This window comes from Pseudomonas sp. AC112 (genome assembly GCF_979253545.1).
In genome coordinates this window covers 4,790,144-4,815,063 of the sequence record NZ_CEEDCM010000001.1, presented here as the reverse complement: position 1 = coordinate 4,815,063, position 24,920 = coordinate 4,790,144, and the positions used below count along the sequence as shown (strand labels likewise).

Genomic DNA, 24,920 nt, shown 5'->3' with positions numbered 1-24,920 from the left:
AGAATAATCGCGGCGCCCTCACGTTGTTCGCCGGCAAGCCGGCTCCTACAGAAAAGCGCACGCTCGATGCGAAGCGAGCCCGGCAGGACGCCGGGTTAGCCGCCGTAACCACAGCAATGCACCCCAAAGCGCTCATTACCAAAGCGCCACGGTATAACCAACAATCACCCGGTTCTCATTCATATCCCGGAAATAGTTAGCCTTGCTCAACCCATTGCGCCAACGCAACGACACCCCTTTCAGCGCTCCAGACTGAACCACATACCCCAAATCAATATCCCGCTCCCACTCACGCCCCTCCCCCACAAACCCTTTCACCTGCGCCTGATCACCCTTGGCCCAACGCGTTGAAAACGTCAGCCCCGGTACGCCCAGCGCGGCAAAGTCAAAGTCATACCGCGCATGCCAGACCCGCTCATTGGTCTGCGAGAAATTACTCAACTGATACTCGGAAAACAGATAGGTATTGGTCCCGTCCACATAAGTAAACGGGGTATCCCCATACTGCTCCTGGTACCCCCCACCCACACTGTGCCCCTTGTAGCTGAACATCGCCCGCGTACTCAGCGCACGGTTATCCACCTTGCCCGCCAGGCCCGCACCCGACTTGTCCGCATCGAAATAACGGATGTCCGTCTTGAGCGTGCCACCGCCCAGGGCGAAACTATTTTTCAACCCTACGTAATGCTGCTGGTAGATATCCTCCAACTGCGCGAAGTGGTAGCTCAACGTCATCCCCGGCGTGAGCTTGTAATCGCCACCGGCAAAGCGGAAACGATCACTCTTGGCGGTGCTTTTGTAGGCGCCGCTCTGGCTGGTCAACCCCATGTCTTCGTATTCGGTGGATTCGCGCTGCTTGGTCTGGTCGATCTGCCCGCCGATCAACGCCAGCCCGGCGATGTCCGTGGACGTCACCTGAGTGCCCCGGAAGGTCTGCGGGAACAGCCGGCTGGTGTTGGGCTGCAAGGTCGGCAGGTCCGGCAGCAGGTAACCGCTGCGCAGCTCGCTCTGGGCGAAGCGCACCTTGCCGGTCACGCCGTACTTGGAATACTCGTCATGGGCGCGCTTGGAATAGCTCGGCTTACCCGGCGTGGCATCGTTGTCCCTGGACAACAGGCCGGAGCCGGAGCGGTCAGGGCTGGAATCGAGCTTCAGGCCGAGCATGCCTACCACGTCCACACCGAAGCCGACGGTGCCTTCGGTAAAGCCAGACTTGAGGTTCAGGATAAATCCCTGGGCCCATTCCTCACGCTTGGATTGCCCGGCGTCTTCACGATAATCGCGGTTGAAGTAGTAGTTCTTGAGGTCCAGATCTGCCTTGCTGTCCTTGAAGAAATCAGCCTGGGCCGGGGCGCACAGCAGCCCTCCGCTCACGAGGCCGACGCCCTTCACGATCAGGTTGAGATTGTTGTTGTGCATGTTCTTGGCTCCTGGCAGTCGTTATGGGTGAGTAGGTCTTATTGTTTTTCTGGGCACGACATTCCCCATCGCGCAGGCGTGAGGGCCTGCGCGCCGGGTGAAATCAGGGGTTTAAATGGCCGGTCGTATTCGGTAGCCACCGTCCGGCAGTTGCTCCAGCGGGCTGGCGGCGGCCAGCAATTGCCGGGTGTACGGGTGCTGCGGGTGATCGAAGATCTGCTCGCGCGCGCCCACTTCCACCACGTTGCCCTGATGCATCACCGCAACCCGATGGGCAATGCGCTCCACCGCCGCCAGGTCATGGGAAATGAACAGGCAGGCAAAGCCGTACTGCGCCTGCAGGCGTTCGAACAGTTCGAGGATCTGTTTCTGGATAGTCATGTCCAACGCCGAGATCGGTTCGTCGGCAATCACCAGTTGCGGGTGGCGCACCAACGCTCGTCCAATGGCGACACGCTGGCGCTGGCCACCGGAGAGCTGGTGGGGGAAACGCTCGACAAATTGCTCGCCCAGTCCGATGTCCTTGAGGGTTTGCGTCACCCGCTCACGGCGCTCGGCGGCATTCAAGCCGGGTTCGTGGCGCAACGGTTCAGCGAGGATTTCACCGATTTTCATCCGCGGGTTCAGGGACGAATAGGGGTCCTGGAAGATCATCTGGCATTGCAGGCGGTGGGTGCGGTTGGCGGCCTTGAGGATGTCCACGCCCTTGAAGCGGATCGAGCCGGCACAGGGTTTGATCAGCCCCACCAAGGAACGCCCGAGGGTGGTCTTGCCCGAGCCGCTGCCGCCCACCAGCGCCAGGGTTTCACCGGGGGCGATCACCAGGCTGGCGGAATGCACCACGCGGTTGTGCTGACGCTTGCCCCAGAACGTGGTCGGCCCAGGGTGCTCGATGCACACCTGATCCACTTCAACCAAGGGCCCGTTGCTGACCGGCAATGGCGCCAACACGCCCCGACGCGGCAACGCTTCCAGCAGTTGGCGGGTGTACTCGGCCTTGGGCGCGAGCAGGATGTCTTCGATGCTGCCCTGCTCCACCGCCTTGCCATGACGCATTACCACCACCTTGTGGGCGTATCGCGCCACCAGCGACAGGTCATGGCTGATAAACAGGATCGCGGTGCCCTGCTCGCGTGTCAGTTCGAGCATCAACTCGATCACATCCAGTTGCGCCAGGCAGTCGAGGGCCGTGGTCGGTTCGTCAGCGATCAGCAAGGCCGGGCGCAGCAACATCACCGAGGCCAGCATGATGCGCTGGCGCATGCCGCCGGAGAATTGGTGCGGATAGGACTCCAGGCAGCGCTCGGCGGCCTTGATGCCGATGCGGCGCAACATGGTCAGGCACCGTTCGCGGATCTGCGGTGGGTCGAGGTCGGTGTGCAGCTTGAGCGCTTCGCTCATTTGCTGGCCGATTTTCAACGCCGGGTTGAGCGACACCATCGGCTCCTGGAACACCATGCCGATGCTGGCGCCGCGAATCGCACGCAGCGCTTCAGGGCTGACACTCGCCAGGTCGCGCCCCTGGAAATCCAGGCGTCCGCCGCACACTTGCATCGGTAACGGCAACAGGCCGATAGCGGCACGAGCGGCCATGGTCTTGCCGCTGCCGGACTCCCCTACCAGCGCCACGATCTCGCCCGGCGCGATGCTGAAACTCAGGTCATCCACCGCCAGTGGGCCGTGTTCGCCCACACGGATCTTCAGGTGTTCGACGTTCAACAAAACAGGATTGGCGGACATGTTCACTTCCTCATCCGGGGGTCGAGACGATCACGCAGGGCGTCGCCAAACAGGTTGATCGCCAGCAATGTCAGGCAGATAAACAGCCCGGGGAACACGCCCAGCCAGGGTGCTGAAGCGATGTACGGCCGGCTGCTGGCAAGCATGTTGCCCCACGTCGCCGCCGGCGGCGGTACGCCCAGGCCGAGGAAGCTCAGGGCGCTTTCCGACAGCAGCGCCCAGCCGAACATGCTGGTGGCCAGCACGCACAACGGCGCCAGGCAGTTCGGCGCGATGTGCCGCAGCATGGTGTACAGCTCGGAGTTGCCGATCACTCGCGAGGCTTCGATGTACTCCAGCTCACGCAGGGACAGCACGGTACCGCGCACCACGCGCACCACCGACGGCGTGTAGGCAATGCCCAAGGCCAGCACGATGCCGTACTTGCTTGCGCCGATGATCGCCATGATGCCCAACGCCATAAGGATGCCGGGAAAAGCCAGCAGCGCGTCGTTGAACATCATCAGCACGCGGTCCGTCCAGCCGCGCAGGTAACCGGCGAGCATGCCGATGAACGTGCCTGCCAGCACGGCAACGCTGACCGTCAGCAGGCTCACCCACAGGCTGGTGCGCGCGCCGATCAACAGACGGCTGAACACATCGCGGCCAAATTCGTCGGTGCCCAGCCAGTGGGCGGCCGATGGGGCCTGGAAGCGCGACATCAGGTCGATCTTCAGCGGGTCGAACGGCGACCACACCAGCCCGATCAACGCCAGCGCAATCAACACCACCAGCAGGCCACCACCGATCAATGCGTTGGCCGGCACCCACACGCGCCGATGCTTGGCCGCTGCGGGCACGGTAATCGTCGAACTCATAACTTCACCCTTGGATCGAACAGCGGATAGAGCAGATCCACACACAGGTTGACCAGCACGTAGATAAAGGTGATCAGCAGCAGGCAGCCCTGCAGCACGGGATAATCGCGGGCGAAAATCGCGTCCACCATCAGCCGCCCGATGCCTGGCAGGGTGAACACGGTTTCGAGTACCGCGATGCCACCCAGCAGGTTGCCGAGGATCAACCCCACCAGGGTCCAGGTCGGCGCGAAGGCGTTGGGCAACGCGTGTTTCCACAACACTGCACGCTCTGACAAGCCTTTGGCCCGGGCATGGGCGATGTATTCCAGGCGCAGCACTTCGATGGTGCTGGCCCGTGCCATGCGGGTGATCGCGCCGACTTCCACCAGGGTCAAGGTCACCACCGGCAGCACCATGTAGCTCATGGCTTGCCACGGCGCCTGGGAGAAACTGACGTAGCCCACCACCGGCAACCAGCCGAGCTGGATGCCGAACGCGTGCAGCAACAGCAGCCCAAGCCAGAAGCTGGGGATCGACAGCAGCAAGGTCGCGATGGACACCAGCCCCAGGTCGAGCGCGCTGTTCTGTTTCCACGCGGCGATCAGGCCAATGGGCACCGCGATCAGCGTGGCCAACAGCACAGCCACCAGCACGATGGTCGCGCTGACGCTGAAGCGGTCGAGAATCAGCGGCAGCACCGCCTGCTTGGTGCTGATGGAAAACCCCAGGTCAACGCTCAACACGGCTTTGAACCAGATCAGAAACTGCGTCACCAACGAGTGATCCAGGCCGAGGGTGTGGCGCATGTCGGCCAGACTTTGCGGGTCGGCCATGTCGCCGAGCATCAGCAGCGCCGGGTCGCCCGGAATCAGGCGGATCAGCGCGAACACCATCACCGAGATCAGCAACAGGGTGGGGACCGCCATGGCGAGTTTTTGCAGGATAAAACGCAACATGCTGGAGGCCCCGTTAGTGCGCCGCGAGGCTGACGCCCCACAGCCGTGGCGACGAAACCGGCCACGAATGGAAGCCCTTGACGCTGTCACGCAGCGCTGCGGCGACCGTGCCGTTGTAGATGATCACCATCGGCGTGTCGTGGATCATCATGGTGTGCAACTGGTCGAATAGCGCCTGGCGCTTGGCCGTGTCGCTCTCGCGCACCGCGTCACGCAGCACCGCCTGGGCCTGGGGATTATCCCAGACCTTACGCGGTTCCTTGGTCTTGTCGCCCATCAGCGAGTCGAAGCTGGTGGCCGGGTCCAGGCGCGAGGAGTAAGAGAACGCCATCATCTGGTAGTTGCCACTCTGGTAGCGTTCCAGTTGGGTACCCCACTCCAGGGTTTCCATCTGGATGTTCAAGCCGCTGGCCACGGCCATCGCCTGGCTGAGCAGGCCCATGTCGAACATCTGCGAATAGCGTTTGTTGACGATCATCTTGATCGGCTGGCCGTGGTAGCCGGCCTCTTTCAACAGGCGCTGGGCTTCCTGCGGGTCGTAGCGATAACCCTGCCTGGCGGTGGCGCTGTAGAACGGACTGGTTTGCGGGATCGCCGAGTTGTTCGGTTCGGAGGTGCCGTTGGAGAGCGCGGTGACCATCTGCCCGTAGTCGAGGGAATGGGCGATGGCCTGGCGGATACGCACATCCTTGAGCAGCGGGTCGTTGGTCTGGAACAACAGGCCGCAGATGGCCATGATCGGGCTGAACGAAATCTGCACGCCCGGCGTGGCTTTCAGCTCTTGGGCGTCGCTGGCGCTGACGTTGGGCAACAGGTCGATGTTGTTGGACATCAGGGCGGCCTTGGCCGACGAAGGATCGGGAATCACCATGAAGCGCACGGCGTCGACCAGGGCGGTCTTCTTGCCGGTAAAGCCGTCCGGCCCGGCGTCATCGCGCGGGCTGTAGTCCTTGAAGCGCGATAGCACCACGTACTGTCCGGGCTTCCATTCGCCGAGGCTGAACGGGCCGGTGCCAACCGGCGCCTTCCAGCTGCCGTCCGCCGCCAGCGAGTCGGGGTGCAGGATGCCGCTGCCGCCACAATCGGGGCGCGCCATCGACGCCAGGAACAGGCCGCTGGGCTGGTCGAGGTGGAATACAACCGTGAGGGGGTCCGGGGTGTCGATGCCGGTGATTTTCGCCCCGCCGCGGCCATCGAACTCTGCCAGGCAGCGCCATTGGGTCTTGGGGTTGAGGTAGCGTTCCCAGGTCCACTTGACGTCCTGGGCGGTCAGCGTCGCACCGTTCTGGAAATGCACCCCGTCGCGCAATGTGAAGGTGTAGGTCATGCCGTCATCGGAGCGTTTGACCTCGCGGGCCAGCAGCGGGCCGACAGAGGCGTCTTCACGGTGGGCCACCAGGCCCTCGACGATGTGCAGCATCACCGTGTCGGTATTTTCGTCACGGTTGACGCCGGGTTCGGTGCTACGGATATCGGCGTTCAAGCCGACACGCAAGGCGGTCTCGGCCTGCGCAAGGCCGGCGCCCAATGCGAGGGTGACGCACAGCGTTCCATTGAGTAAGCGATTCACGGGAGATGTTCTCCTTCGCTGAAAAGACCGGCCAGGGGCAGGAGCCGGCTTCAAGCCTGTGTTAGGTCGTTGTTGTTATGGTCTGATCGAGATCAGCACCGCGGACGTTTTTGTTTTTTTAAATTCGCCTGAACATATTCACAGCAAGCAGCATCCTTGTAAATGTTTTTTTAAGCATATAAAAACATTGATAGCTAAATCACAGGCAAAAAAAAGAGGCCGAAGCCTCTTGCAGGGATGAGCCGGCGCGCGTCTATCAGTGCAACGCCGCCCGCGTAATCAGGTAACTCACCAACTGCGGGTCATCATCCAGCTCAATCGTCTGCACCGGACGTGGCAGGTTATCCAGCACTGTGCGCCAGAACGCTTGGGACACTTCGTCCTGGTCATAGAAGCGCACCAGCCAATTGGCGTCGCCACTGCACAGCACCTGGCTGGCGATGGCGCGGCCGATGCCTTTGCGGCGGTAGCGCTTGAGGATGAACAGATCGGCCAGCTCCAGGGCGTCGATGCCCGGCAGTTCGCTGCCTTCGATCAGCAGGAAGCCGGCGATATAGCCATCGACCAGCAGCAGGTTGGCGCTCCATTGCGGGTCCTGCCAGTAACGGGTCAGGTGTTCGTCATGGATGTAGAAGCGGCCGTCCGCCTCGACATCTTCCTGCTCCCAGTCCGACGACTCATAAGCGTAGTACTGGTAGAGATTGCGGATCAGCTCGGCGTGCTCCGGGCCGGTCTGGATCAGTTCGACGGTGGTTTCAGGCATGGGGCTCTCGGTCAGGAATGCAGGGCGACATTGTTCACAAAACGCGGGGACAGTCCAATAGCGTCGCCAACCTTTCTACTTGCTGAACCGATTGCAAATACGTGTTGCCTCCCCCAAAACCCTGAAACATTTCGAATAAACTCCGCGAAATTGCCTCCCCTTTTTCAAGGACACGTATTGTGAGCAACGTCTGTTCCGCCGGCCTGGATGTCGGTTTTGCATCCCTGGATTACCTGCAGATCTTCATCCTGGGCGTGATCCAGGGCATTACCGAACTGTTGCCGGTGTCGTCCACCGCCCATATGCGCGTAGTGCCCGCCCTGCTCGGCTGGCAAGATCCCGGCTCGGCGTTTTCGGCGGCCATGCAGTTGGCAGCGCTGGCGGCGGTGGTCAGTTATTTCTGGCGCGACGTGCGCCAAGTGACCACCGGCAGCATCGACGCCGTGCGCAGAGGTGACTACAACGATCGCTGGTTCAAGCTGGCGGTGGCGATTGTGCTGGCGACCGTGCCGATCGGGATCGCCGGCCTGGCGCTGTCGTCAACCTTGAATGCCTGCAACTCGCCGTTGCGGGGGCTGATGGTGATCGGTATTTCCTGCGTGGTCATGGCCGTGCTGTTGGCCGTGGCGGAAATGCGCGCACGCCACACCCGGGAGATGGGTGAAATGCGCCTGCGGGATGCGTTGATTGTGGGGGTTGCGCAGATTGGCGCGTTGATTCCTGGCGTCTCGCGTTCCGGTTCCACCCTCACCGCCGCGCTGTTCCTGAACTTCAAGCGTGAGGAAGCCGCGCGGTTCTCCTTCCTGCTGGGCCTGCCGGCCATCGCCCTCGCCGGCCTGAAGGAGCTGTGGGTGCTGCTGCACGCCGACATGCCCGCCCATGCCTGGCCGCATTTGCTGTTCGGCCTGGTGGTGGCGAGCATCTCGGCGTTTTTTGCGATCTGGGGCCTGATGAAGTTCCTGGAGCGGTGCTCCACCTGGCCGTTCGTGATCTATCGCGCGTTGCTGGGGATCTTCCTGATTGTGGCGGTCAGTACCGGGTTGCTGGCTTAAGCCTGTGGCTCACGCTCGGCCAGTTCTTCCAACAGATCGGCCGAAGGCACGAAAAACAGGCCGCCGGTGACCGCCGTGCTGAAATCCAGCAGGCGGTCATAGTTGCCGACCGGACGGCCGACGAACATGTTTTCCAGCATCAATTCCAGAGGCTCCGGCGAACGCGCATAGCCGATAAAGTAGGTGCCGAACTCACCGGCACCGGGGCGGCCGAAAGGCATGTTGTCGCGCAGGATCTTCACTTCATCGCCGTTCTTGTCGGTAATGACTGTCAGCGCACTGTGGGAATTGCTCGGTTTGGTCTCTTCGTCCAATTCAATATCCGACAGCTTGGTCCGCCCGATCACCTTCTCCTGGGCCTCCACCGTCAGGCCGTTCCAGGCTGTCATGTTGTGCAGGTACTTCTGCACCAGCACGTAGCTACCGCCGCGAAATTCACTGTCCTCATCACCGACAATGGTGAACCCCTCGGCCTTGCGCCCCACCGGGTTCTCGGTACCGTCGACAAAGCCGATGATGCTGCGCATATCGAAATAGCGGAAACCCTGGACCTCATCCACCACCTGCACGCTGTCGCCCAGGGCCGTCATGATGTGGGTGGCCAACTCGAAGCACAGGTCCATCTGTTCGGCACGGATATGCAGCAGGATATCCCCCGGCGTCGACACCGCTTTGCGCCCTTCTACGCCGAACTCACGAAACGGATGCAGCGCCGCTGGGCGCGGTGTGCCGAACAGCCGGTCCCACGCGTCCGAGCCAAACCCGCAGACGCAGGTCAGATTGCCCGCCGGTACGCGCTTGCCCACCGAACGCACCAAGCCGGCGATGTCCGCGCACCAGCCACGCACGGTGTCTTCACTGCCGGGGGCGACCGTGGCAACCATGAAAATCGCGCTGCTGGTGATGGGATGGCAGACGGACTGTGGCTCAAGGGGCGGCTGAACGGAGGATGGTGTCATGGTGAAAGTCCAGGCTAAAGGGCGAAATTCAACTCGCGCAGATTAGCAGATCATGCCTGACAGCTCTCCCACACCTCGCGAATCAGCGCCTGCATCTTCAGCGCTTCGGCCCAGCGATCGCTGATTTCGCGGCCGTCCGCACCGGTAATCGCATAGGGCGGCGGCCCCAGTTCGCAGGTAAAGGACAGGCTCTGTGACATGTCGGGCCGGGCCAGCCAGTCTTCGATCCCGTAGCGCCACCACTGGGTAAAACGCTGTACCCAGGCTTGGTGTTGGGGGAAGTCCAGGGAGACCTGCACTTGTTCGCTGCTGGCGACACGGCCGTGGAAACCCCAGCTGTGGCGCAAAATCGTGCGGATATAGTCGTCGTCTTCAGGCGCGCCTGGCTCAGGCAGTTCACGCCCGACCACGTAGTGGGACAGGTCGGCCAGCAGCTTCAAATCTGGCATTTGCGCCAGCAGGTCGAGGGTAAACAACAGGTCATTGGTGAGCCGATAACGGTGGGTTTCCAGCAGCACCGGAAAATCCACCTGCTCGGCCAGGCGTTGCCAGCCTTCGATCAACCGGGCCGCCTCGGATTGGGTACGCGGGCGCACATCGGCTTGCAGGGTGAGGTGGTGGCAGCCGTAGCCGCTGATCACATCGAGCGCGGCCGCCAGGTCGTCCACCGTTTGCGGGAACAACTGGCCTTCGACCTGCAGGCCCCTGGCTGTAGCGGCGGCGTGCAAACGCGCGACGTCGGCGGGCTTGAAGTAATGGTCGGTAATGCCGTCAAAACCGGCGGCCTTGATGCGGTCGAGTTGGGCATCGAACGAACCGGGCTCGGTTTGCATGGCCCACAGGGATTGGAACACCAGGAATTGGCGCATAATCAGCCTCGCAGCAAGTATTTGAGGGACAGCTCGGGGTCGGCCAGGCTGGCGGGATCAAGGGGGATCCGGGCGCTGATCAGGCGCTCGCAAAGCTTGATGTCCTTGGCCACGCCGTTGCCCGGCGCCCAACCACAGGCGCCTTGTAAATGATGATCGGCATCGAGGTAAAACAGCAACAGGCCGCCGCTCGGTAATGAGCGGTTGAACACTGTCGGTGTGATTACGCCCACGGTCTGCAAACCCCAGTCGAACTGATCGGACCAGAAACCGGGCAGCGCCTCGAACGGCACTTCGCGCCCCAGCAGATTCAGCGCCGCATGCCGGCCCTGGGCTTCAGCATTGCGCCAGGTTTCCTGGCGCTGATAGAGACCGTCGAGGCGAAACTCACACACATCACCAGCGGCATAGATGTTCGGCGCGCTGGTACGCAGGCACGCATCAACACGAATGCCTTGTCCCACCTCCAGCCCTGCTGCCGCCGCCAGTTCGATGTTGGGTTGCATGCCGATGCCGACCACGACGAGGTCGCAGGGCAAGCGTTGCCCGTCCACCAACAGCACGGCATCGGCCTGGATGGACTCCAGTGCCACATTCAAACGCACCTCCACACCGTGCTCGCGGTGCAGATCCAGCAGTGCCTGGGAGATTACCGGCGGCAGCACACGCCCCGCCAGGCGCGGCCCGGCTTCCAGCACCGTCACTTCACAGCCCAGGCCACGTGCGGTCGCCGCCACTTCCAGGCCGATAAAACCACCGCCCACCACCACCAGCCGTGTGCCGGGGCGTAAAGCACTGCGCAAGGTCAGCGCTTCATCATGGGTTCGTAGGTAAAGCACATTGGCCTGTTCCTGGGGCAATCGCCGCGCCCGGCCGCCGGTGGCCAATAGCAGACCGGCGTAAGACAGCCACTGGCCGTCGGCGAGTTGCAGCCGATGTGGCTGCGGCTCCAGTCGAGTCACCGGGTTACCCGCGATGTGCTCGATGCCCAGCGCGGCCAGTCGCGCGCTGTCGCATAGGCTGTATCCGGCCAGATCCGCCGTGCCTTGCAACAGGCCTTTGGACAACGGCGGCCGCTCGTAGGGCAAGTGCACTTCATCACCAATCAGGATCAGGCGGCCGGTATAACCTTCTTCGCGCAGGGTCAGCGCCGCCCGGCCACCGGCATGACCGGCCCCGACGATAATCAACGGAGCGTTCATCATCAGGCCGTGACAGCGAGCAACACCCGCCCCGCTTCGACCCGCACCGGGTAGGTCTTGAGGTTGACGCACACCGGCGCGCCGAGGGCCTTGCCCGTACGATAATCGAAACGCCCGTTGTGCTTGGGGCACTCGATCACGTGGTCCATTACCAAGCCGTCGGCCAGGTGGATTTTCTCGTGCGTGCACAGGCCGGCAGTGGCGAAGAATTCATTCTCGGCCGAGCGATACACCGCGTAGGTGTGCGGGCCGTGGTCGAAGCGCAGTACGTCTTCCTCGTCTATTTCGCCCACGGCGCAGACGTCGATCCATTGATCGTTCATGGTGTTTTCTCTTGTTCTAGGGGGGAATTCAGCCAGCAGCTGTTTCTGCATGCAGCGGGGCATGGGCAGCCGGTTCGGCTTTAGTGTGGATCGGGCGCTGGATGAAGTAGGTCGGGTCGCTGCGCTGCTTCCAGATCGTCGGCAAGATTTCCTTGTACGCCTCGAACAGGTTGGCGTACGGCGGCGGGCAGTCGCTGCGGATTTCTTCGTGCAATTGCGCGAGGGCGTGGTACGGCACCATCGGGTACATGTGGTGTTCGAGGTGGTAGTTCATGTCCATGTAGATAAAGCGCAGCACGCGGTTCATGTAGATAGTGCGGCAGTTGCTGCGATGGTCCAGCACGTCTTCGGCCAAGCCGACATGCTGGGTGAGGCCGAACAGGTAACCCAGCCAGGCGCCGTAGAGGCTCGGCAGGCCAACCAGCATCAGCGGCAGCCAGCTATGCAGGTACAACGCGGTGCCGATCACCACGGCATAGAGGCCGACCCAGATGCGCGCCGCGCGAAACACTTTGGGCCATTCGGATTCGGGAATGAAGTCCGCCTCCTGGGCACTCATCTTGCCAATGGCATGCCGCGCCACACCGCTGAAGGTTTTCCAGGCCAGGGGCAGGTTGAACAGGCTCAAGACCATCATCAAGAAGCTTGGCGGGCGCGGTTCGACGATCTCCGGGTCGCGGCCGACCACGATGGTGTCGGTGTGATGGCGGGCATGGCTCCAGCGCCATACGTGGGGTTCGAAGATGCACATGAAGCTGGCGACCTGATAGAGCACGTCGTTCATCCAGCGGGTCTTGAACGCGGTGCCATGACCGGTTTCGTGCCAACGCGGATTGGATGCAGTGCCGTAGAGCACGCCATAGGCGAGGAAGAACGGCACACAGGCCCAAGTGCCCCAGAACCAGTAGCCGCCAAAGCCGGTGACCAACAGCGCGATCACCCAGAGGGCGGTGTCGAGCAAGGCCGGGCCGTCGCGGCGCTGCATCAGTTCTTTCATGCGTTTGCGCGAGATGGGCGACTGGTACCAACTGGCCGAGACCAGGCCCTTTTCAGCCGCGCGGGCAGCTTCGGGGCCGGTGAGGCTGTAATCGCGCCGGGCGGTGTGAGCGGTGTGTTCAGGCATTGTTATTGTTCTCCGCAAGCGGGTGGTTTCAGGTGCTGTGTGAAACCAACCTTAGAGAACGAATCTTTCACCCTCAATGCCTTGAATCCATTCCCTATCAAGCTATCATCCAGGCCCAGCGGGGCTTGATAGTTTTCTATCAAGACGCTCAAGGGGGCTGTCATGAACAACAACAAACGCCCAACCATCGCCACCGTCGCCGCCCAGGCGGGGCTCAGCGTGGCCACCGTCGACCGCGTGTTGAACGCACGTGCGCCGGTCAACCCCGAGACCGCCGAGCAGGTGTTCCAGGCGGCCGAAGCCGTGGGGTATTTCGCGGCGCGGTTGATCGGCCAGCGCATTCGCGAACGCCGGCCGACCTATCGTTTCGGCATCCTGTTGCTGGCCACCGCCCAGGCGTTCTATGCCAGCCTGGCGCAAGCCATCAACGCCGCCGCCGAGCAGCATGCCGGTGCCAACCTGACGTGCCAGTTCGACTACATCGTCGATCGCACGCCCAGCGCCATCGTCGCGCAAATCGAACAGCTGGCCGTGCAATGCGATGGCCTCGCGGTGGTCAGCTTTGCCCATCCGCTGATCAACGCCTGCCTCAAGCAGATCCGCGAAGCCGGCGTGCCGGTGGTTGCCCTGCTCTCGGACATCCACGAACAGGCCGAAGAACCCTATGTTGGCCAGGACAACCACGTGGTCGGCCGTACCATGGGCTGGCTGCTCGCGCGCACCTGTGGCGCGCGCAAAGGCAGCGTGGGGATTCTGCTCGGCGGCCATCGTTTTCTCGGCCACCAGGCGCGGGTCGAAGGCCTGCACAGTTACCTGGCCGAGCACGCGCCGGGGCTCAAGCCGTTGGAACCGCTGATCAACCTCGACAACTGCGACATCACCGAAGAAGCCACCCTCGACCTGATCAGCCGCCACAGCGAGCTGCGCGGCCTGTGCGTGGTGGGCGGCGGCGGTGACGGCATCATCAGCGCCCTGGCGCAGTTGCCCAAGCGACCGGCGTTGTGTTGCATCTTGCAGGAGTCCACCGAGCTGTCACGCCAGGCGTTGCGCGAGGGGGTGATTGATGTGGTGATGGATTCACAGCCACGGCACACGGCGACCGCACTGGTGCAGTTGATGGTGCAGTTGCAGGGCGCTGAGGGGTTCGATCCGGTGCGGCAGCGGGTGTATATACCGCCGCACATTGTTACGTCGGAGAACCTCTAGCGGGCGCGGCACTCGATTTTCAAACCGCCCTCCTCCAGCACGTGGCTCTCGATCACCACCGGCAGGAAGCGTTGGATCACCTGCATGTTGCTGTGCAGATGGTCGCTCATATGGGGCGTGGTGAAACGACCACCGCCAGCCAATGCCATCGGCAACAGCAACTGGTCGGCCAGGTGCTCACCCACCGCCGCGTCGGTCCCCCGCCACTCCATGGCTTGGTCGATGGCCTGGTCGGCCACGGTCTCGGCACGCACGTTGGCCAGGCCGAACGCGCTGAACACTTCGGTGACGTGCTCGTGGACATACTCCAGCATCAGCACGTTGCCCGGTCCTTGCGCCGGGTCGACCTCAATAGGGAGCCACTGGCTGTCGTCGAACGACAAGCGCTGGCGCACGCGCTTGAACTCGCGCTCGCTCACCTGGGCAGGCAACCCGGCGTTCAGCGTTATCGCGCGGGCTTCGAGCAACTTGCCGCGCTGCATCAACTGCAACGGCGCCAGTTCGCCGGGTTGGATATAGACCTCCAGCTCGCCGCCGCCTGCGGGCACGAACCCGTGCCGGTTCAAGTTCAATTCAATACGCGCGCCCATGCGCCGCAACAGCGGGAGCCAGGCACGCTGCAAAAAGTCCACCGGCGGTGCCAGTGGGTTATGGGTACCGCCGCAGATCGTCACGCGACTGACCGTGGGGGCGCGCAGCAATGCCGGCAGCAAAGTCTGCAACACCAGGGTGCAACTGCCGGCCGTGCCGATGGAAAAGCGGTATTCGCCCCCTCGGATCGGACCGGGCTCGAACACCAGGGACTGCGAGCCCAATTGCGCACCGTGCACCTGGGCACCACAGACTTGCGCCGCCGCCAGCACAGCGGTCAGGTGTTGACGCATCAAGCCTGGCCGGCTGCGCTTGGCGCGAATGTTTTTGATCCGCAGGGTCAGCCCGGTCACCATCGACAGGCTCAGGCCACTGCGCAGCACCTGGCCGCCGCCAATGGCGCCATCGAGTTCAATCACGTCCTGTTTCATCGTTTTCCTCAGGCAAAGCGTTTGACCGTATCCCGCAGGTAGTGGTCCAGTTGTCGGGAGTCTGCATGGGTACGTGGCAACACCGGTGCGCCGCGTTCCAATTCACGTTGTATGTACGCGTGCAGCGCCGGGCGCCGAGGCCCGTACGCCGCTTCCCCGGCATTGCGTTTCAGCGCCAGCAGGTTCGCGACTTCCTCGAGTAATTGCGCGTCATCCACCGTGCTCAACAAGTCAGCGAACGTCATCGGCGGCCGGCCCAGCCCCAGGTCGATCCAGCGCACTGCCAGCAAAGGTCGCAGCACGTAGAAGTACTTTTTGAACCGCACCGTGTCGCCTTGCAGGTAGCCGCGGAAATTTTTCCGGGCCATCGACAGGTAATGATTGCGCGCCGCCGGCGGGCTGTAGAACGTCTCGGCCAGGGCGCGCAGTTGCGCGGTGGCATCGACCTGCTGGCGATACACCAGCGGCGAGTCCAGCCATTCCAGCAACGTGGGGTTGGATTTGCGCAACAGGCCCAGCGTCTTGCGCAACTCCCAGCCACTCACGTCCAATTCATCATCCAGCGGACGCTCGATGACATCGCGCGGCGCAGCCACCTGCATGAACCAGTCGGGTTTTTCCACGTAGACAAAGCGCACGTCGTAGTCGCTGTCGGTGGAAGCAAACCCCCAGGCCCGGCTGCCGGACTCGCAGGCATACAGCACGCTGACATTGCGTTCGCGCTCTATGCGCTCCAGCTCCAGCAGCACCCGCGCGCGCATGGCGTCACTCAATGGGTGGCGTTCATCCTTTTGCATCTTGATTCCCCTCTTATCCTTTGACGCACACCACTTGGCGCAAGGTGTGCAGCACTTCCACCAGCTCGCGCTGGGCATGCATAACCTGGTCGATGTCCTTGTAGGCCATCGGAATTTCGTCGATCACATCGGCATCCTTGCGGCATTCCACATGGGCGGTGGCGCGGATCTGGTCAGCCAGCGTGAACGTATTCTTCGCCTTGGTGCGGCTCATGGTGCGGCCAGCGCCGTGGCTGCAGGAACAGAACGACTCTTCGTTGCCCAGCCCGCGCACGATGAAGCTTTTGGCGCCCATGGAGCCCGGAATAATCCCCAGCTCGCCTTTCTTGGCCGACACTGCGCCTTTACGCGTGACCAGGATTTCTTCGCCGAAGTGCCGCTCTTTCTGCACGTAGTTGTGATGGCAATTCACGGCTTCCAACGCCACGTCAAACGGTTTGCTGATCACCTGGCGCGTGGCCTGGACCACCGCACGCATCATCAATTCACGATTCTGCCGGGCAAAATCCTGGGCCCAGCCCACCGCTTCCACATAGTCATCGAAGTGCTGGCTACCCTCTTCGAAATACGCCAGGTCACGGTCCGGCAGGTTGGCCAAGTGTTGGCGCATGTCGGCCTGGGCCAGTTGGATAAACAGGTTGCCAATGGCGTTCCCAACGCCACGCGACCCGCTGTGCAACATGAACCAGACGCGGTTGGCTTCATCCAGGCACACCTCGACGAAGTGGTTGCCGCTGCCCAGGGTACCGAGGTGTTGGCGGTTGTTGCTGCGCTCCAGTTGCGGGTACTTGTCAGTGATCGCCTTGAAGCGTGGGTGCAGCGCCGACCACACCTGATCGGCCTGGGCCGGCACATCCTCCCACGCGCCTTTGTCGCGACCCTTGCGGCTGTGGGTACGGCCATGGGGCACCGCTGCCTCGATGGCGCAGCGCAGGCCGTGGAGGTTGTCGGGCAAGTCGCTGGCCATCAACGTCGTACGCGCAGCGATCATGCCGCAGCCGATATCCACGCCCACTGCCGCCGGGATGATCGCGCCCACGGTGGGGATCACGCTGCCGATGGTCGAGCCCTTGCCCAAATGCACATCCGGCATCACCGCAAGGTGCTTGAAAATGAACGGCATCTGGGCGGTGTTCATCAGTTGCTTGCGCGCCTCGGGCTCCACAGGCACGCCCTGGGTCCAGAGCTTGATCGGCTTGCCGTTGGTGACTTCCAGCAGTTGGTAGGTGTTCTCTTGCATGATCTCGATTCTTTTCTTGAAAGCCGGCAGTGCGGCGTTGGCTGAGAGATAGCAGCGGGCGTGCCAGGTTTATTCCTACCGCGAAAAAAACTTTTATCTCATTGTTTTATATAGTTTTTATTAATAATCACGCTGCGTGACGTTAAAAACCGATGACAAGGGCGCTAGCGCATTCATATCCTTGCATATCGCCACTTATATTTTGGTCTAGTTATGAAACACAAGCGCACGGTCGCCATCGGGTTTATCGGGTCCAAGCTGGACCGCGTTGGCAAGGGCGCCAACCGCTGGAATCACTGGCGCCCCAGTGTCGGCCTGTGCCAGCAAGATGACCTGCAGGTCGATCGCCTGGAGCTGATCCACGACATTGACGCCCGTGACGTCAGCCTGGCCGAGCGGGTACGCGCCGACATCCAGCAGATCTCGCCCACGACCGAGGTGCGCCTGCACCCCATGCCACTGAACGATCCCTGGGATTTCGAAGAGGTCTACGGCGCGCTGCACGACTTCACCGCCGGCTACACCTTCGACACCGACCGCGAGGACTACCTGGTCCACATCACCACCGGCACCCATGTGGCACAGATTTGCTGGTTCCTGCTCACCGAGGCGCGCAACCTGCCAGCACGACTGATCCAAACCGCCCCCACCCGCCGCCGTGACGACAGCGCCCCCGCCACCGGCACCCACACCCTGATCGATCTCGACCTGTCGCGCTACGACCGCATCGCCTCGCGCTTCGCCCACCAACGCCTGGAGGGGCTGGCCTTTCTCAAATCCGGGATTGCCACGCGCAACAGTGCGTTCAATGCCTCCATCGAACAGATTGAACGGGTGGCAGTGCGCTCCACCGCGCCCATGCTGCTGATCGGCCCCACCGGGGCGGGCAAATCCTTCCTCGCCCGACGCATTTACGAACTCAAGCGCAGCCGCCACCAGGTGCAGGGGCGCTTCGTCGAAGTCAACTGCGCCACCCTGCGTGGCGATAGCGCAATGTCGGCTTTGTTCGGGCACACCAAGGGCGCCTTCACCGGCGCGCAAAACGCCCGTGACGGCCTGCTGCGCGCGGCGGATGGCGGCATGTTGTTCCTCGATGAGATCGGCGAACTGGGCCTGGATGAACAGGCGATGCTGCTCAAGGCCATCGAAGAAAAACGCTTCTACCCCATGGGTGCCGACCGTGAAGTGGCCAGCGACTTCCTGATCATCGCCGGCACCCACCGCGACCTGCGCGGGCGCGTGGCCGAAGGGCTGTTTCGCGAAGACCTGTATGCGCGCATCAACCTGTGGACCTTCGACTTGCCAGGCCTGGCAGGACGGCGTGAAGACATCGAACCCAATATCGGCTTCGAACTGGAGCGCCACGCCCGCGAGCAAGGTCGTCGCGTGCGTTTCAACCTGGAGGCGCGCCGCCGCTACCTGGCGTTCGCCTGTTCCAGCGAAGCGGCGTGGCCGGGCAACTTTCGCGAGCTGTCGGCGTCCATCACGCGCATGGCCACCCTGGCCGACAGCGGGCGTATCGATCAAGCCCAGGTCGAAGAGGAAATCCAGCGCCTGCGCTACGCCTGGGGGCTGACCGAAACCCATGCACTGCTGCCGGTCGATCTGGACCTGTTCGACCAGCTGCAACTCAAGGCGGTGATCGAGGTGTGCCTGCAATCCGACAGCCTTTCGGACGCCGGCCGACGACTGTTCGGGGTTTCGCGCCAGGCCAAGGCGCAACCCAATGACGCGGACCGCCTGCGAAAGTACCTGGCGCGCTTTGCCATTGATTGGAAACAGTTAAAGCCTTAGGCCTGCTATACCGCCAGCTAACGGGCAGTGAGTGGCATGTGCTGGAGATTGCCAAGACCATGGTGGAACGTTCTATCGAGCGCATGAAACACGTTTAAACAATGTGGGAGAGGGCTTGCTCCCGATAGCGACGGGTCAGTCTGAATTTCCTTGGCTGACTCTCTGCTATCGGGGCAAGCCCCCTCTCACGCTTGGCCTCAGGCGCCGCGAAAATCGCTGGCACTCAGCCCGAACCGGCTCATTTTGTTGTACAGCCCGCCCCGCGACACGTTCAGTTGCCGGGCGGCCAGGCGGATGTTGCCGCCGGTGTTCTGGAGTGCGGCGACGATGGCGTGCATTTCGTGGCTGCTCAGGTCCTGGGCGGGTTGCGGCTCATAGGCGCGCAACGGGGTGTGCTGCTTGGTTTCCATCGGCAGATCGGCAGGCTGAATCAGCTCGCCCATCGCCAGGTTGGTCGCCCGCTCAATACTGTTTTCCAACTCCCGCACATTGCCCGGCCAGCCATAGGCCGACAGCAATGCCATCGCCTCCGGCGAAAAGCCCTGCACCGACTTACGCAACGAACGTGCACAGCGCGCCAGGAAGTGCCGTGCCAGCAACGGAATGTCATCGCGGCGCATGCGCAGGGGCGGCACGGTCAGGTTGAGCACGTTGAGGCGGTAGTAGAGGTCTTCGCGAAACGCGCCTTGCGCCACGGCCTGGCTGAGGTTGCGGTGGGTGGCTGCGATGATGCGCACGTCCACTTGCCGTGAGTTTTTTGCGCCGACGCGGGTGATCTCCCCCTCCTGCAAGACCCGCAACAGGCTGACCTGGGCATCGAAGGACATATCGCCGATCTCATCCAGAAAGATGGTGCCACCGTCCGCCAGTTCGAACTTGCCCGCCGAACCACCACGGGTGGCGCCGGTGAACGCGCCTTCGACATGGCCGAACAGTTCGCTTTGCACCAGGTCACGGGGGATCGCCCCGCAGTTGACCGCCACGAAAGGGCCTTTTTGGCGGTCGCTGCCGTTGTGGATGGCCTGGGCGAACAGCTCTTTGCCGGTGCCACTTTCGCCGAGGATCAGGGTGGTGGAGTCGCTGCGACTGGCGATACGCCCCAGGTGCAGGGCGTCGTGGATGGCTCGGGAGTTGCCCTGGATGGTTTCAAATGTATAGCTGGCCTGGGTGCCGATCAGGCGCCGGGTGATTTCGCGGATGCGGCGGTTTTCGCGCAGCGACACGATCACCCCGCCCTGCTCCAGCGGGCACACCGACACCAGGCAGGCGAGTTGGCCCCGGTTAGCCAGGTGGAAGGTGCAATCGAGATCACGCACCGGCTCGCCAAGGACGTCGCTCAACTCACTACGACCCAGGTGCTGGAAAGGTCGCCCGACCAGCTCCAGCCCTACGCCGAACAACTGCCGGGCATAGCGGTTGAGCGCCTTGATGCAGCCGCGCTCGTCCAGCACCACCAGGCCTTCGTTGAGGACTTCGAGCACCGCTTGCTGCTCCTCCAGCAACGCCTGCAACGCCATCTGCCGCGACACCGCCTCGGCGGCCGCCTGCACCGTGCCGAGGGTATGGAAGTGAAACCAGCCAGGCTCGGCGGTGAGGGTCAGTATCGCCACGGTGCGGCCTTGGGCATTCCTGATCGGCGCGGCGGCGCAATGCATGCGGCGCTGGCGCAGGCCGATGCCGAAGTTTTCCTCGGCCAGCACGTACACCAGGCGGTCTTCGGCCAGGGCCAGGCCGGTGCAGTTGGTGCCTTGCACCGACTCCAGCAGGCGGCTGCCCACCGGGGTGATGTCAAGGCCACAGAAATACAGGGTGATGCCGTCGGCATCGGTGAGGTTGATATGGCCGCGCGGGTTGTAGGCCAGCAAGCCGTGCATGACTTGCGCGGCGGCGGCGATCAGCACGCGGTGGGTGGCCAGGGTGGCGGTCAGCGTGTCGGCGGCGACAAAGCGGTACGCGTTGTCGGCTGGATCGATGCCGGCCTCGACGCTGCGCCGCCACGAATCCCAGATCACTTGGCGCACAGGCGCCGAGCGCTCGACCTGACCAGCCAGGCAATCGCGCCAGGCCTGCTCCAGCGCGGCCACCGGGCCGTCATTCAGCGCCGCAGGCCCCAGGGTCGTCAGGTAGTCGAGGTCTTGCACACTGAAGGCCATGCTCATTGGGTGATATCCATGTTCATGTTTTTGACATGTCAGTATAGGCATGTCATCAAATTGAACACTTTTTGTTTATAGATAATTATTAATCGTTATTTATCAACACGTTAAAAAATGGCACAAGCCTTGCTCTCACCCCTTTGCCATCAGGACCGTCCTGCGGCCAATAACAACAAGGGGTTATTTCATGGGTACACAGAACATCCGCCTGGGCTTGATCGGTGCCGGCCGCATGGGCAGCTTCCACGGCCTGACCGCCGCACGACATATCCCCGGTGCCAGCCTGGCAGCGATTGCCGACCCGACACCAGGCCAGGCCGCCCGCCTCGCCGCTGAACTGGGCGTGAGCAAGGTCTACACCGACCCGCAGCAGTTGCTCGACGACCCGGACATCGATGGCGTGCTGATCGCCGCCCCCGCCCGCAGCCACGCAGAGCTGGTGATCAGCGCCGCCCGCGCCGGCAAGGGCATTTTCTGCGAAAAACCCATGGCCATCACCCTCGATGAAGCCGACCGCGCTATCGCTGCCGCGGCCGATGCGCGAGTGCCGCTGCAAGTCGGGTTCAACCGGCGCTTCGCCAAGAGCTTTCGCACCGCGCACCTCGATGTCGCCGCCGGCCGCATCGGCACCCCGCAGTTGCTGCGCTCGCTGACCCGCGACCCGGCACTGAACAACCCGGCCAAGTCGCCGCAATGGGTGATCTTTCTGGAAACCCTGATCCACGACTTCGATACCCTGCGCTACCTCAACCCTGGCGCCGAGGCGGTGCAGGTCTACGTGATGGCCGACGCATTGATCGCGCCCGAATACAAAAACAAAGGCTTCCTCGACACCGCCGTGGTCGCGATACGCTTCGACAACGGCGCCATCGCCACCGCCGAGGCCAACTTCCAGGCGGTGTATGGCTACGACGTGCGCGGCGAGGTGTTCGGCAGCGCCGGCATGCTCAGCATGGGCAGCCTCAATGGCTCAGACCTGGTGCGCTACCTGGCCCAGGGCATCCAGACCGATACCCAGCGCCTGGACACCGACCTGTTGCGCGACGCCTACATCGCCGAGCTCAACCACTTCGTCGACTGCCTGCGCAGCGGCGCCAAGCCCCTGGCCAGTGGCGAAGACGCGCGTGCGGCGTTGGCGATTGCCCGCGCCTGCATCGAGTCATTCGAAACCGGCAAGGCGGTGGCCGTATGAGCCCCTTCAAGCTGGCCGTCAGCGCGGAGATGGTGTTTCTCGACCTGCCCTTTGTCGAGCGCGTACAGCGCATTCATGCGCTGGGCTTCAGTGCCGAAATCTGGAACTGGACAGACAAGGACATCGCCGCCCTGGTCGCTACCGGCGCCGACTTCACCTCCATGACCGGCTACATCAGCGGTACCCTCACAGACCCCGGCGGTATCCGCCAACTGCTCGACAGCGCCCGCGAATCCTTAGGGGTCGCCGAACGACTGAATTGCCCCAGCCTCAACCTGCACGGTACCGGCCTGGGTGAAGGCGGCCTGCCCGTTCAACCGGTGGGCCAGACCACCGGGCGCATGTGGCTGAGCGCCTGCAAGACCCTGGAGAAGATCGCCCGCCTGGGGGAAGACGCCGGCCGTGTGTTCCTGCTGGAAAACCTCAACACCGAGGTCGACCACCCCGGCACCCCGTTCGCCCGCGCTGACGATACCCTGGCGCTGATCGAGGCCGTGGGCAGCCCGCACCTGAAGCTGAACCTGGACCTGTACCACGCGCAGATCGGCGAAGGAAATTTGATCGAACTGATCCAGCGTGCCGGCAGCGCCATCGGTGAAATCCAAGTGGCCGATGTACCAGGTCGCAAGGAGCCTGGCACCGGTGAAATCCACTACCCGGCCATTGCCAAAGCCTTGCACGCCATAGGCTACAGCGGCGTGGTCGGCCTGGAAGGCTGGGCCAGCGGCGACAGCGAGCTGGCCCTGGCGCGTTTCCGCCAGGCGTTCACCCTATAACAATAAAAGGATCACCCTTATGAATCGCTATTCGTTGTTTGCTGCCACCTTGTTGCTGCTGTTCAGCCAATGGACCTTCGCGGCTTATCGCATCGGCGTGAGCATCGCCCGGGTCGACGATAACTTCATGACCTACGTGCGCACCGGCCTGGAAGCGGCCGCCAAGCAGCAGGATGTGCAGATCCAGTTCGAAGACGCCCAGGGCGACGTGGTGCGCCAGCTTAATCAGGTCGAGGGCTTCCTCAACCAGAAGGTCGACGCGGTGATCGTACTGCCGGTGGACACCGCCGCCACCGCCAACATGACCCGTGCTGCCGTGGCGGCCAAGACGCCGCTGGTGTATGTCAACCGCCACCCGGACGAGCGCACTCTGCCCAAAGGCGTGGTCACCGTGGCCTCCAACGACATCGAGGCCGGTCAGTTGCAGATGCGCTACCTGGCGGAAAAACTCGGTGGCAAGGGCAACGTGGCGATCATCATGGGCGATCTCGCACAGAACGCCACCCACGACCGCACCGAGGGCGCCAAACAGGTGCTCAAGGACTTTCCCGGCATCAAGGTGGTCGAGCAGCAAAGTGCCGAATGGCAACGCAGCAAGGGCATGGACCTGACCAGCAACTGGCTGCTGGCGGGCACGCAGTTCGATGCCATCGTGGCCAATAACGATGAAATGGCGATTGGCGCGGCCATGGCTTTGCAGCAGGCGGGAAAAACCAAGGGTGAAGTGGCGATTGTGGGTATCGATGGCTTGCCCGATGGGCTGGCAGCGATCAAGCGGGGGTTGCTGACGGCATCGGTGTTCCAGGACCCGAAGGCCCAGGCTACCCAGGCCGTGCAGGCGGCGGTGCGAATGATCAAGGGCGAGGCGATTGAGTCGGAGGTGTGGGTGCCGTTCGAACTGATCAAGCCCGAGCAAGTGGCGGTGTTCGAGCAGCGCTACAAGTAGAGTGAAATACACAAATCCAAATGGGGGAGCGGGCTTGCTCGCGATTGCGGTGGATCAGCCAATGAATCTGTCGACTGACACTCCGCAATCGCGAGCAAGCCCGCTCCCACATTTCTTACCGCGTCAGGCCTTTAGTCCAGGTCGCTGGCGTTATGCCGCTCGGCCAATTGCTCATGGGGCTCACCGGAAACCCGGTTCACCCGCCGCCCCCGCTGCACCGCCGGCCGTGCTTCGATCGCGTCTGCCCAGCGCAACACGTGCTTGTACTCATGCACCGACAGGAACTCCGCCGCGCCATACAAGCGGCCTTTGACCAGCCCGCCATACCAGGGCCAAATCGCTATATCGGCGATGGTGTACTCATCACCGGCGATGTACTCGCTGACTGCCAAGCGCTGGTCGAGCACGTCGAGTTGACGCTTGGTCTCCATGGCGAAGCGGTTGATCGCGTACTCCATCTTGCTCGGCGCATAGGCATAAAAATGCCCGAATCCACCGCCCAGATACGGCGCGCTGCCCATCTGCCAGAACAACCACGACAGGCATTCCGCGCGGGCCGCAGGCTCGGTGGGGAAGAACGCACCGAACTTCTCGGCCAGGTACTGCAGGATCGCCCCCGACTCGAATACGCGAATCGGCGTGGCGCCGCTGCGGTCCAGCAGCGCCGGGATCTTCGAGTTGGGGTTGACCCCGACAAAGCCGCTGCCGAACTGGTCGCCGTCGCCGATCTTGATCAGCCAGGCGTCGTATTCCGCACCGCTGTGACCCAGCGCCAGCAGCTCCTCCAGCAAGATCGTGACCTTCTGCCCGTTAGGGGTGGCGAGGGAATACAGCTGCAGCGGGTGCTTGCCTACCGGCAGTTCCTTGTCATGGGTCGCGCCGGCAATCGGGCGGTTGATGCTGGCGAAGGTGCCGCCACTTTCGGTGTCCCAGGTCCACACTTTCGGGGGTAGGTAATCGGTCATGCTGACTGCTC

22 protein-coding genes are annotated in these 24,920 nt (G+C 62.7%); 6 read left to right on the top strand and 16 right to left on the bottom strand.

Translation table 11 applies throughout. The features are described 5' to 3' along the window. Positions 1-135 precede the first annotated feature (135 nt). The 6 genes from AC0IYN_RS22440 to AC0IYN_RS22415 all read right to left on the bottom strand — a co-directional run bounded on the left by AC0IYN_RS22440 (position 136) and on the right by AC0IYN_RS22415 (position 7,287). The gene (locus tag AC0IYN_RS22440) at positions 136-1,419 is read right to left on the bottom strand and encodes an OprD family porin (RefSeq protein ID WP_406596425.1); all 1,284 of its coding nucleotides are present in this window, start codon (positions 1,417-1,419) and stop codon (positions 136-138) included. 111 nt (positions 1,420-1,530) lie between these two features. After that, entirely contained in the window at positions 1,531-3,159 is a 1,629-nt protein-coding gene (locus AC0IYN_RS22435; protein WP_406596424.1) for an ABC transporter ATP-binding protein, read from the bottom strand. A 2-nt stretch (positions 3,160-3,161) separates the two neighbouring features. Further along, positions 3,162-4,016 carry an ABC transporter permease gene (locus tag AC0IYN_RS22430; RefSeq protein WP_457239243.1) on the bottom strand — a complete coding sequence of 285 codons (855 nt, stop codon included), beginning with the start codon at positions 4,014-4,016 and terminating at the stop codon, positions 3,162-3,164. Further along, positions 4,013-4,954 carry an ABC transporter permease gene (locus AC0IYN_RS22425; RefSeq protein WP_406596422.1) on the bottom strand — a complete coding sequence of 314 codons (942 nt, stop codon included), beginning with the start codon at positions 4,952-4,954 and terminating at the stop codon, positions 4,013-4,015. Before AC0IYN_RS22425 ends, AC0IYN_RS22430 begins: the two co-directional genes overlap by 4 nt. Before the next feature lie 13 nt (positions 4,955-4,967). Beyond that, on the bottom strand, positions 4,968-6,524 hold the full coding sequence (locus AC0IYN_RS22420; RefSeq protein ID WP_406596421.1) for an ABC transporter substrate-binding protein: 1,557 nt from the start codon (positions 6,522-6,524) through the stop codon (positions 4,968-4,970). A 256-nt stretch (positions 6,525-6,780) separates the two neighbouring features. Beyond that, entirely contained in the window at positions 6,781-7,287 is a 507-nt protein-coding gene (locus tag AC0IYN_RS22415; protein WP_368945950.1) for a GNAT family N-acetyltransferase, read from the bottom strand. Positions 7,288-7,466: 179 nt separating this feature from the next. On the opposite strand from AC0IYN_RS22415, the gene AC0IYN_RS22410 reads away from it, so the two are divergent. Beyond that, positions 7,467-8,339, top strand: coding sequence for an undecaprenyl-diphosphate phosphatase (locus AC0IYN_RS22410; RefSeq protein ID WP_471843304.1), 873 nt, complete (start codon positions 7,467-7,469; stop codon positions 8,337-8,339). Here AC0IYN_RS22410 and AC0IYN_RS22405 read toward each other — a convergent pair. The 5 genes from AC0IYN_RS22405 to AC0IYN_RS22385 are packed head-to-tail and all read right to left on the bottom strand — an operon-like array spanning position 8,336 to position 12,815. Continuing rightward, the gene (locus AC0IYN_RS22405) at positions 8,336-9,298 is read right to left on the bottom strand and encodes a Dyp-type peroxidase (RefSeq protein ID WP_471843302.1); all 963 of its coding nucleotides are present in this window, start codon (positions 9,296-9,298) and stop codon (positions 8,336-8,338) included. The two genes, AC0IYN_RS22410 and AC0IYN_RS22405, sit on opposite strands and share 4 nt — an antisense overlap. A 50-nt stretch (positions 9,299-9,348) precedes the next feature. Then, the gene (locus AC0IYN_RS22400; protein ID WP_458375500.1) at positions 9,349-10,167 is read right to left on the bottom strand and encodes a sugar phosphate isomerase/epimerase family protein; all 819 of its coding nucleotides are present in this window, start codon (positions 10,165-10,167) and stop codon (positions 9,349-9,351) included. A 2-nt stretch (positions 10,168-10,169) separates the two neighbouring features. Continuing rightward, entirely contained in the window at positions 10,170-11,369 is a 1,200-nt protein-coding gene (locus tag AC0IYN_RS22395; protein WP_458375501.1) for an NAD(P)/FAD-dependent oxidoreductase, read from the bottom strand. Between the two features lie 2 nt (positions 11,370-11,371). Next, positions 11,372-11,692 (bottom strand): MocE family 2Fe-2S type ferredoxin, encoded by a 321-nt coding sequence (locus AC0IYN_RS22390; protein ID WP_058426960.1) that lies wholly within the window; start codon positions 11,690-11,692, stop codon positions 11,372-11,374. Between the two features lie 28 nt (positions 11,693-11,720). Beyond that, positions 11,721-12,815, bottom strand: a complete 1,095-nt coding sequence (locus AC0IYN_RS22385; protein WP_457239238.1) for a fatty acid desaturase family protein — start codon at positions 12,813-12,815, stop codon at positions 11,721-11,723. A gap of 162 nt (positions 12,816-12,977) precedes the next feature. Between AC0IYN_RS22385 and AC0IYN_RS22380 the strand changes: the two genes are divergently transcribed. Continuing rightward, positions 12,978-14,021 carry a LacI family DNA-binding transcriptional regulator gene (locus AC0IYN_RS22380; protein WP_406596413.1) on the top strand — a complete coding sequence of 348 codons (1,044 nt, stop codon included), beginning with the start codon at positions 12,978-12,980 and terminating at the stop codon, positions 14,019-14,021. Here the strand turns inward: AC0IYN_RS22380 and rtcA are convergent. The 3 genes from rtcA to AC0IYN_RS22365 are packed head-to-tail and all read right to left on the bottom strand — an operon-like array spanning position 14,018 to position 17,080. Continuing rightward, a complete protein-coding gene (gene rtcA, locus AC0IYN_RS22375; protein WP_471843295.1) occupies positions 14,018-15,043 on the bottom strand; it encodes an RNA 3'-terminal phosphate cyclase in 1,026 nt (341 codons plus the stop codon). The two genes, AC0IYN_RS22380 and rtcA, sit on opposite strands and share 4 nt — an antisense overlap. Before the next feature lie 8 nt (positions 15,044-15,051). Next, entirely contained in the window at positions 15,052-15,840 is a 789-nt protein-coding gene (locus AC0IYN_RS22370; RefSeq protein ID WP_471843293.1) for a nucleotidyltransferase domain-containing protein, read from the bottom strand. Positions 15,841-15,853: 13 nt separating this feature from the next. Next, positions 15,854-17,080, bottom strand: coding sequence for an RtcB family protein (locus tag AC0IYN_RS22365; protein WP_406596411.1), 1,227 nt, complete (start codon positions 17,078-17,080; stop codon positions 15,854-15,856). 213 nt (positions 17,081-17,293) lie between these two features. Between AC0IYN_RS22365 and rtcR the strand changes: the two genes are divergently transcribed. Further along, positions 17,294-18,874 (top strand): RNA repair transcriptional activator RtcR, encoded by a 1,581-nt coding sequence (gene rtcR / locus AC0IYN_RS22360; RefSeq protein WP_471843289.1) that lies wholly within the window; start codon positions 17,294-17,296, stop codon positions 18,872-18,874. Positions 18,875-19,071: 197 nt separating this feature from the next. Here rtcR and AC0IYN_RS22355 read toward each other — a convergent pair whose 3' ends face one another. After that, positions 19,072-21,033, bottom strand: a complete 1,962-nt coding sequence (locus tag AC0IYN_RS22355; protein ID WP_471843287.1) for a sigma-54 interaction domain-containing protein — start codon at positions 21,031-21,033, stop codon at positions 19,072-19,074. 184 nt (positions 21,034-21,217) lie between these two features. Between AC0IYN_RS22355 and AC0IYN_RS22350 the strand changes: the two genes are divergently transcribed. Genes AC0IYN_RS22350 through AC0IYN_RS22340 form a run of 3 tightly spaced genes read left to right on the top strand, consistent with a single transcriptional unit; the run spans position 21,218 to position 23,944 of the window. Next, positions 21,218-22,222: a Gfo/Idh/MocA family oxidoreductase gene (locus AC0IYN_RS22350; protein ID WP_471843285.1), complete on the top strand. Its 1,005-nt coding sequence runs from the start codon at positions 21,218-21,220 to the stop codon at positions 22,220-22,222. Next, positions 22,219-22,998 (top strand): TIM barrel protein, encoded by a 780-nt coding sequence (locus tag AC0IYN_RS22345; RefSeq protein ID WP_471843283.1) that lies wholly within the window; start codon positions 22,219-22,221, stop codon positions 22,996-22,998. Before AC0IYN_RS22350 ends, AC0IYN_RS22345 begins: the two co-directional genes overlap by 4 nt. Before the next feature lie 19 nt (positions 22,999-23,017). After that, positions 23,018-23,944 carry a sugar ABC transporter substrate-binding protein gene (locus AC0IYN_RS22340; RefSeq protein WP_099491868.1) on the top strand — a complete coding sequence of 309 codons (927 nt, stop codon included), beginning with the start codon at positions 23,018-23,020 and terminating at the stop codon, positions 23,942-23,944. 131 nt (positions 23,945-24,075) lie between these two features. Here AC0IYN_RS22340 and yghU read toward each other — a convergent pair whose 3' ends face one another. Beyond that, positions 24,076-24,909: a glutathione-dependent disulfide-bond oxidoreductase gene (gene yghU, locus AC0IYN_RS22335; protein ID WP_471843280.1), complete on the bottom strand. Its 834-nt coding sequence runs from the start codon at positions 24,907-24,909 to the stop codon at positions 24,076-24,078. Positions 24,910-24,920: the final 11 nt, after the last annotated feature.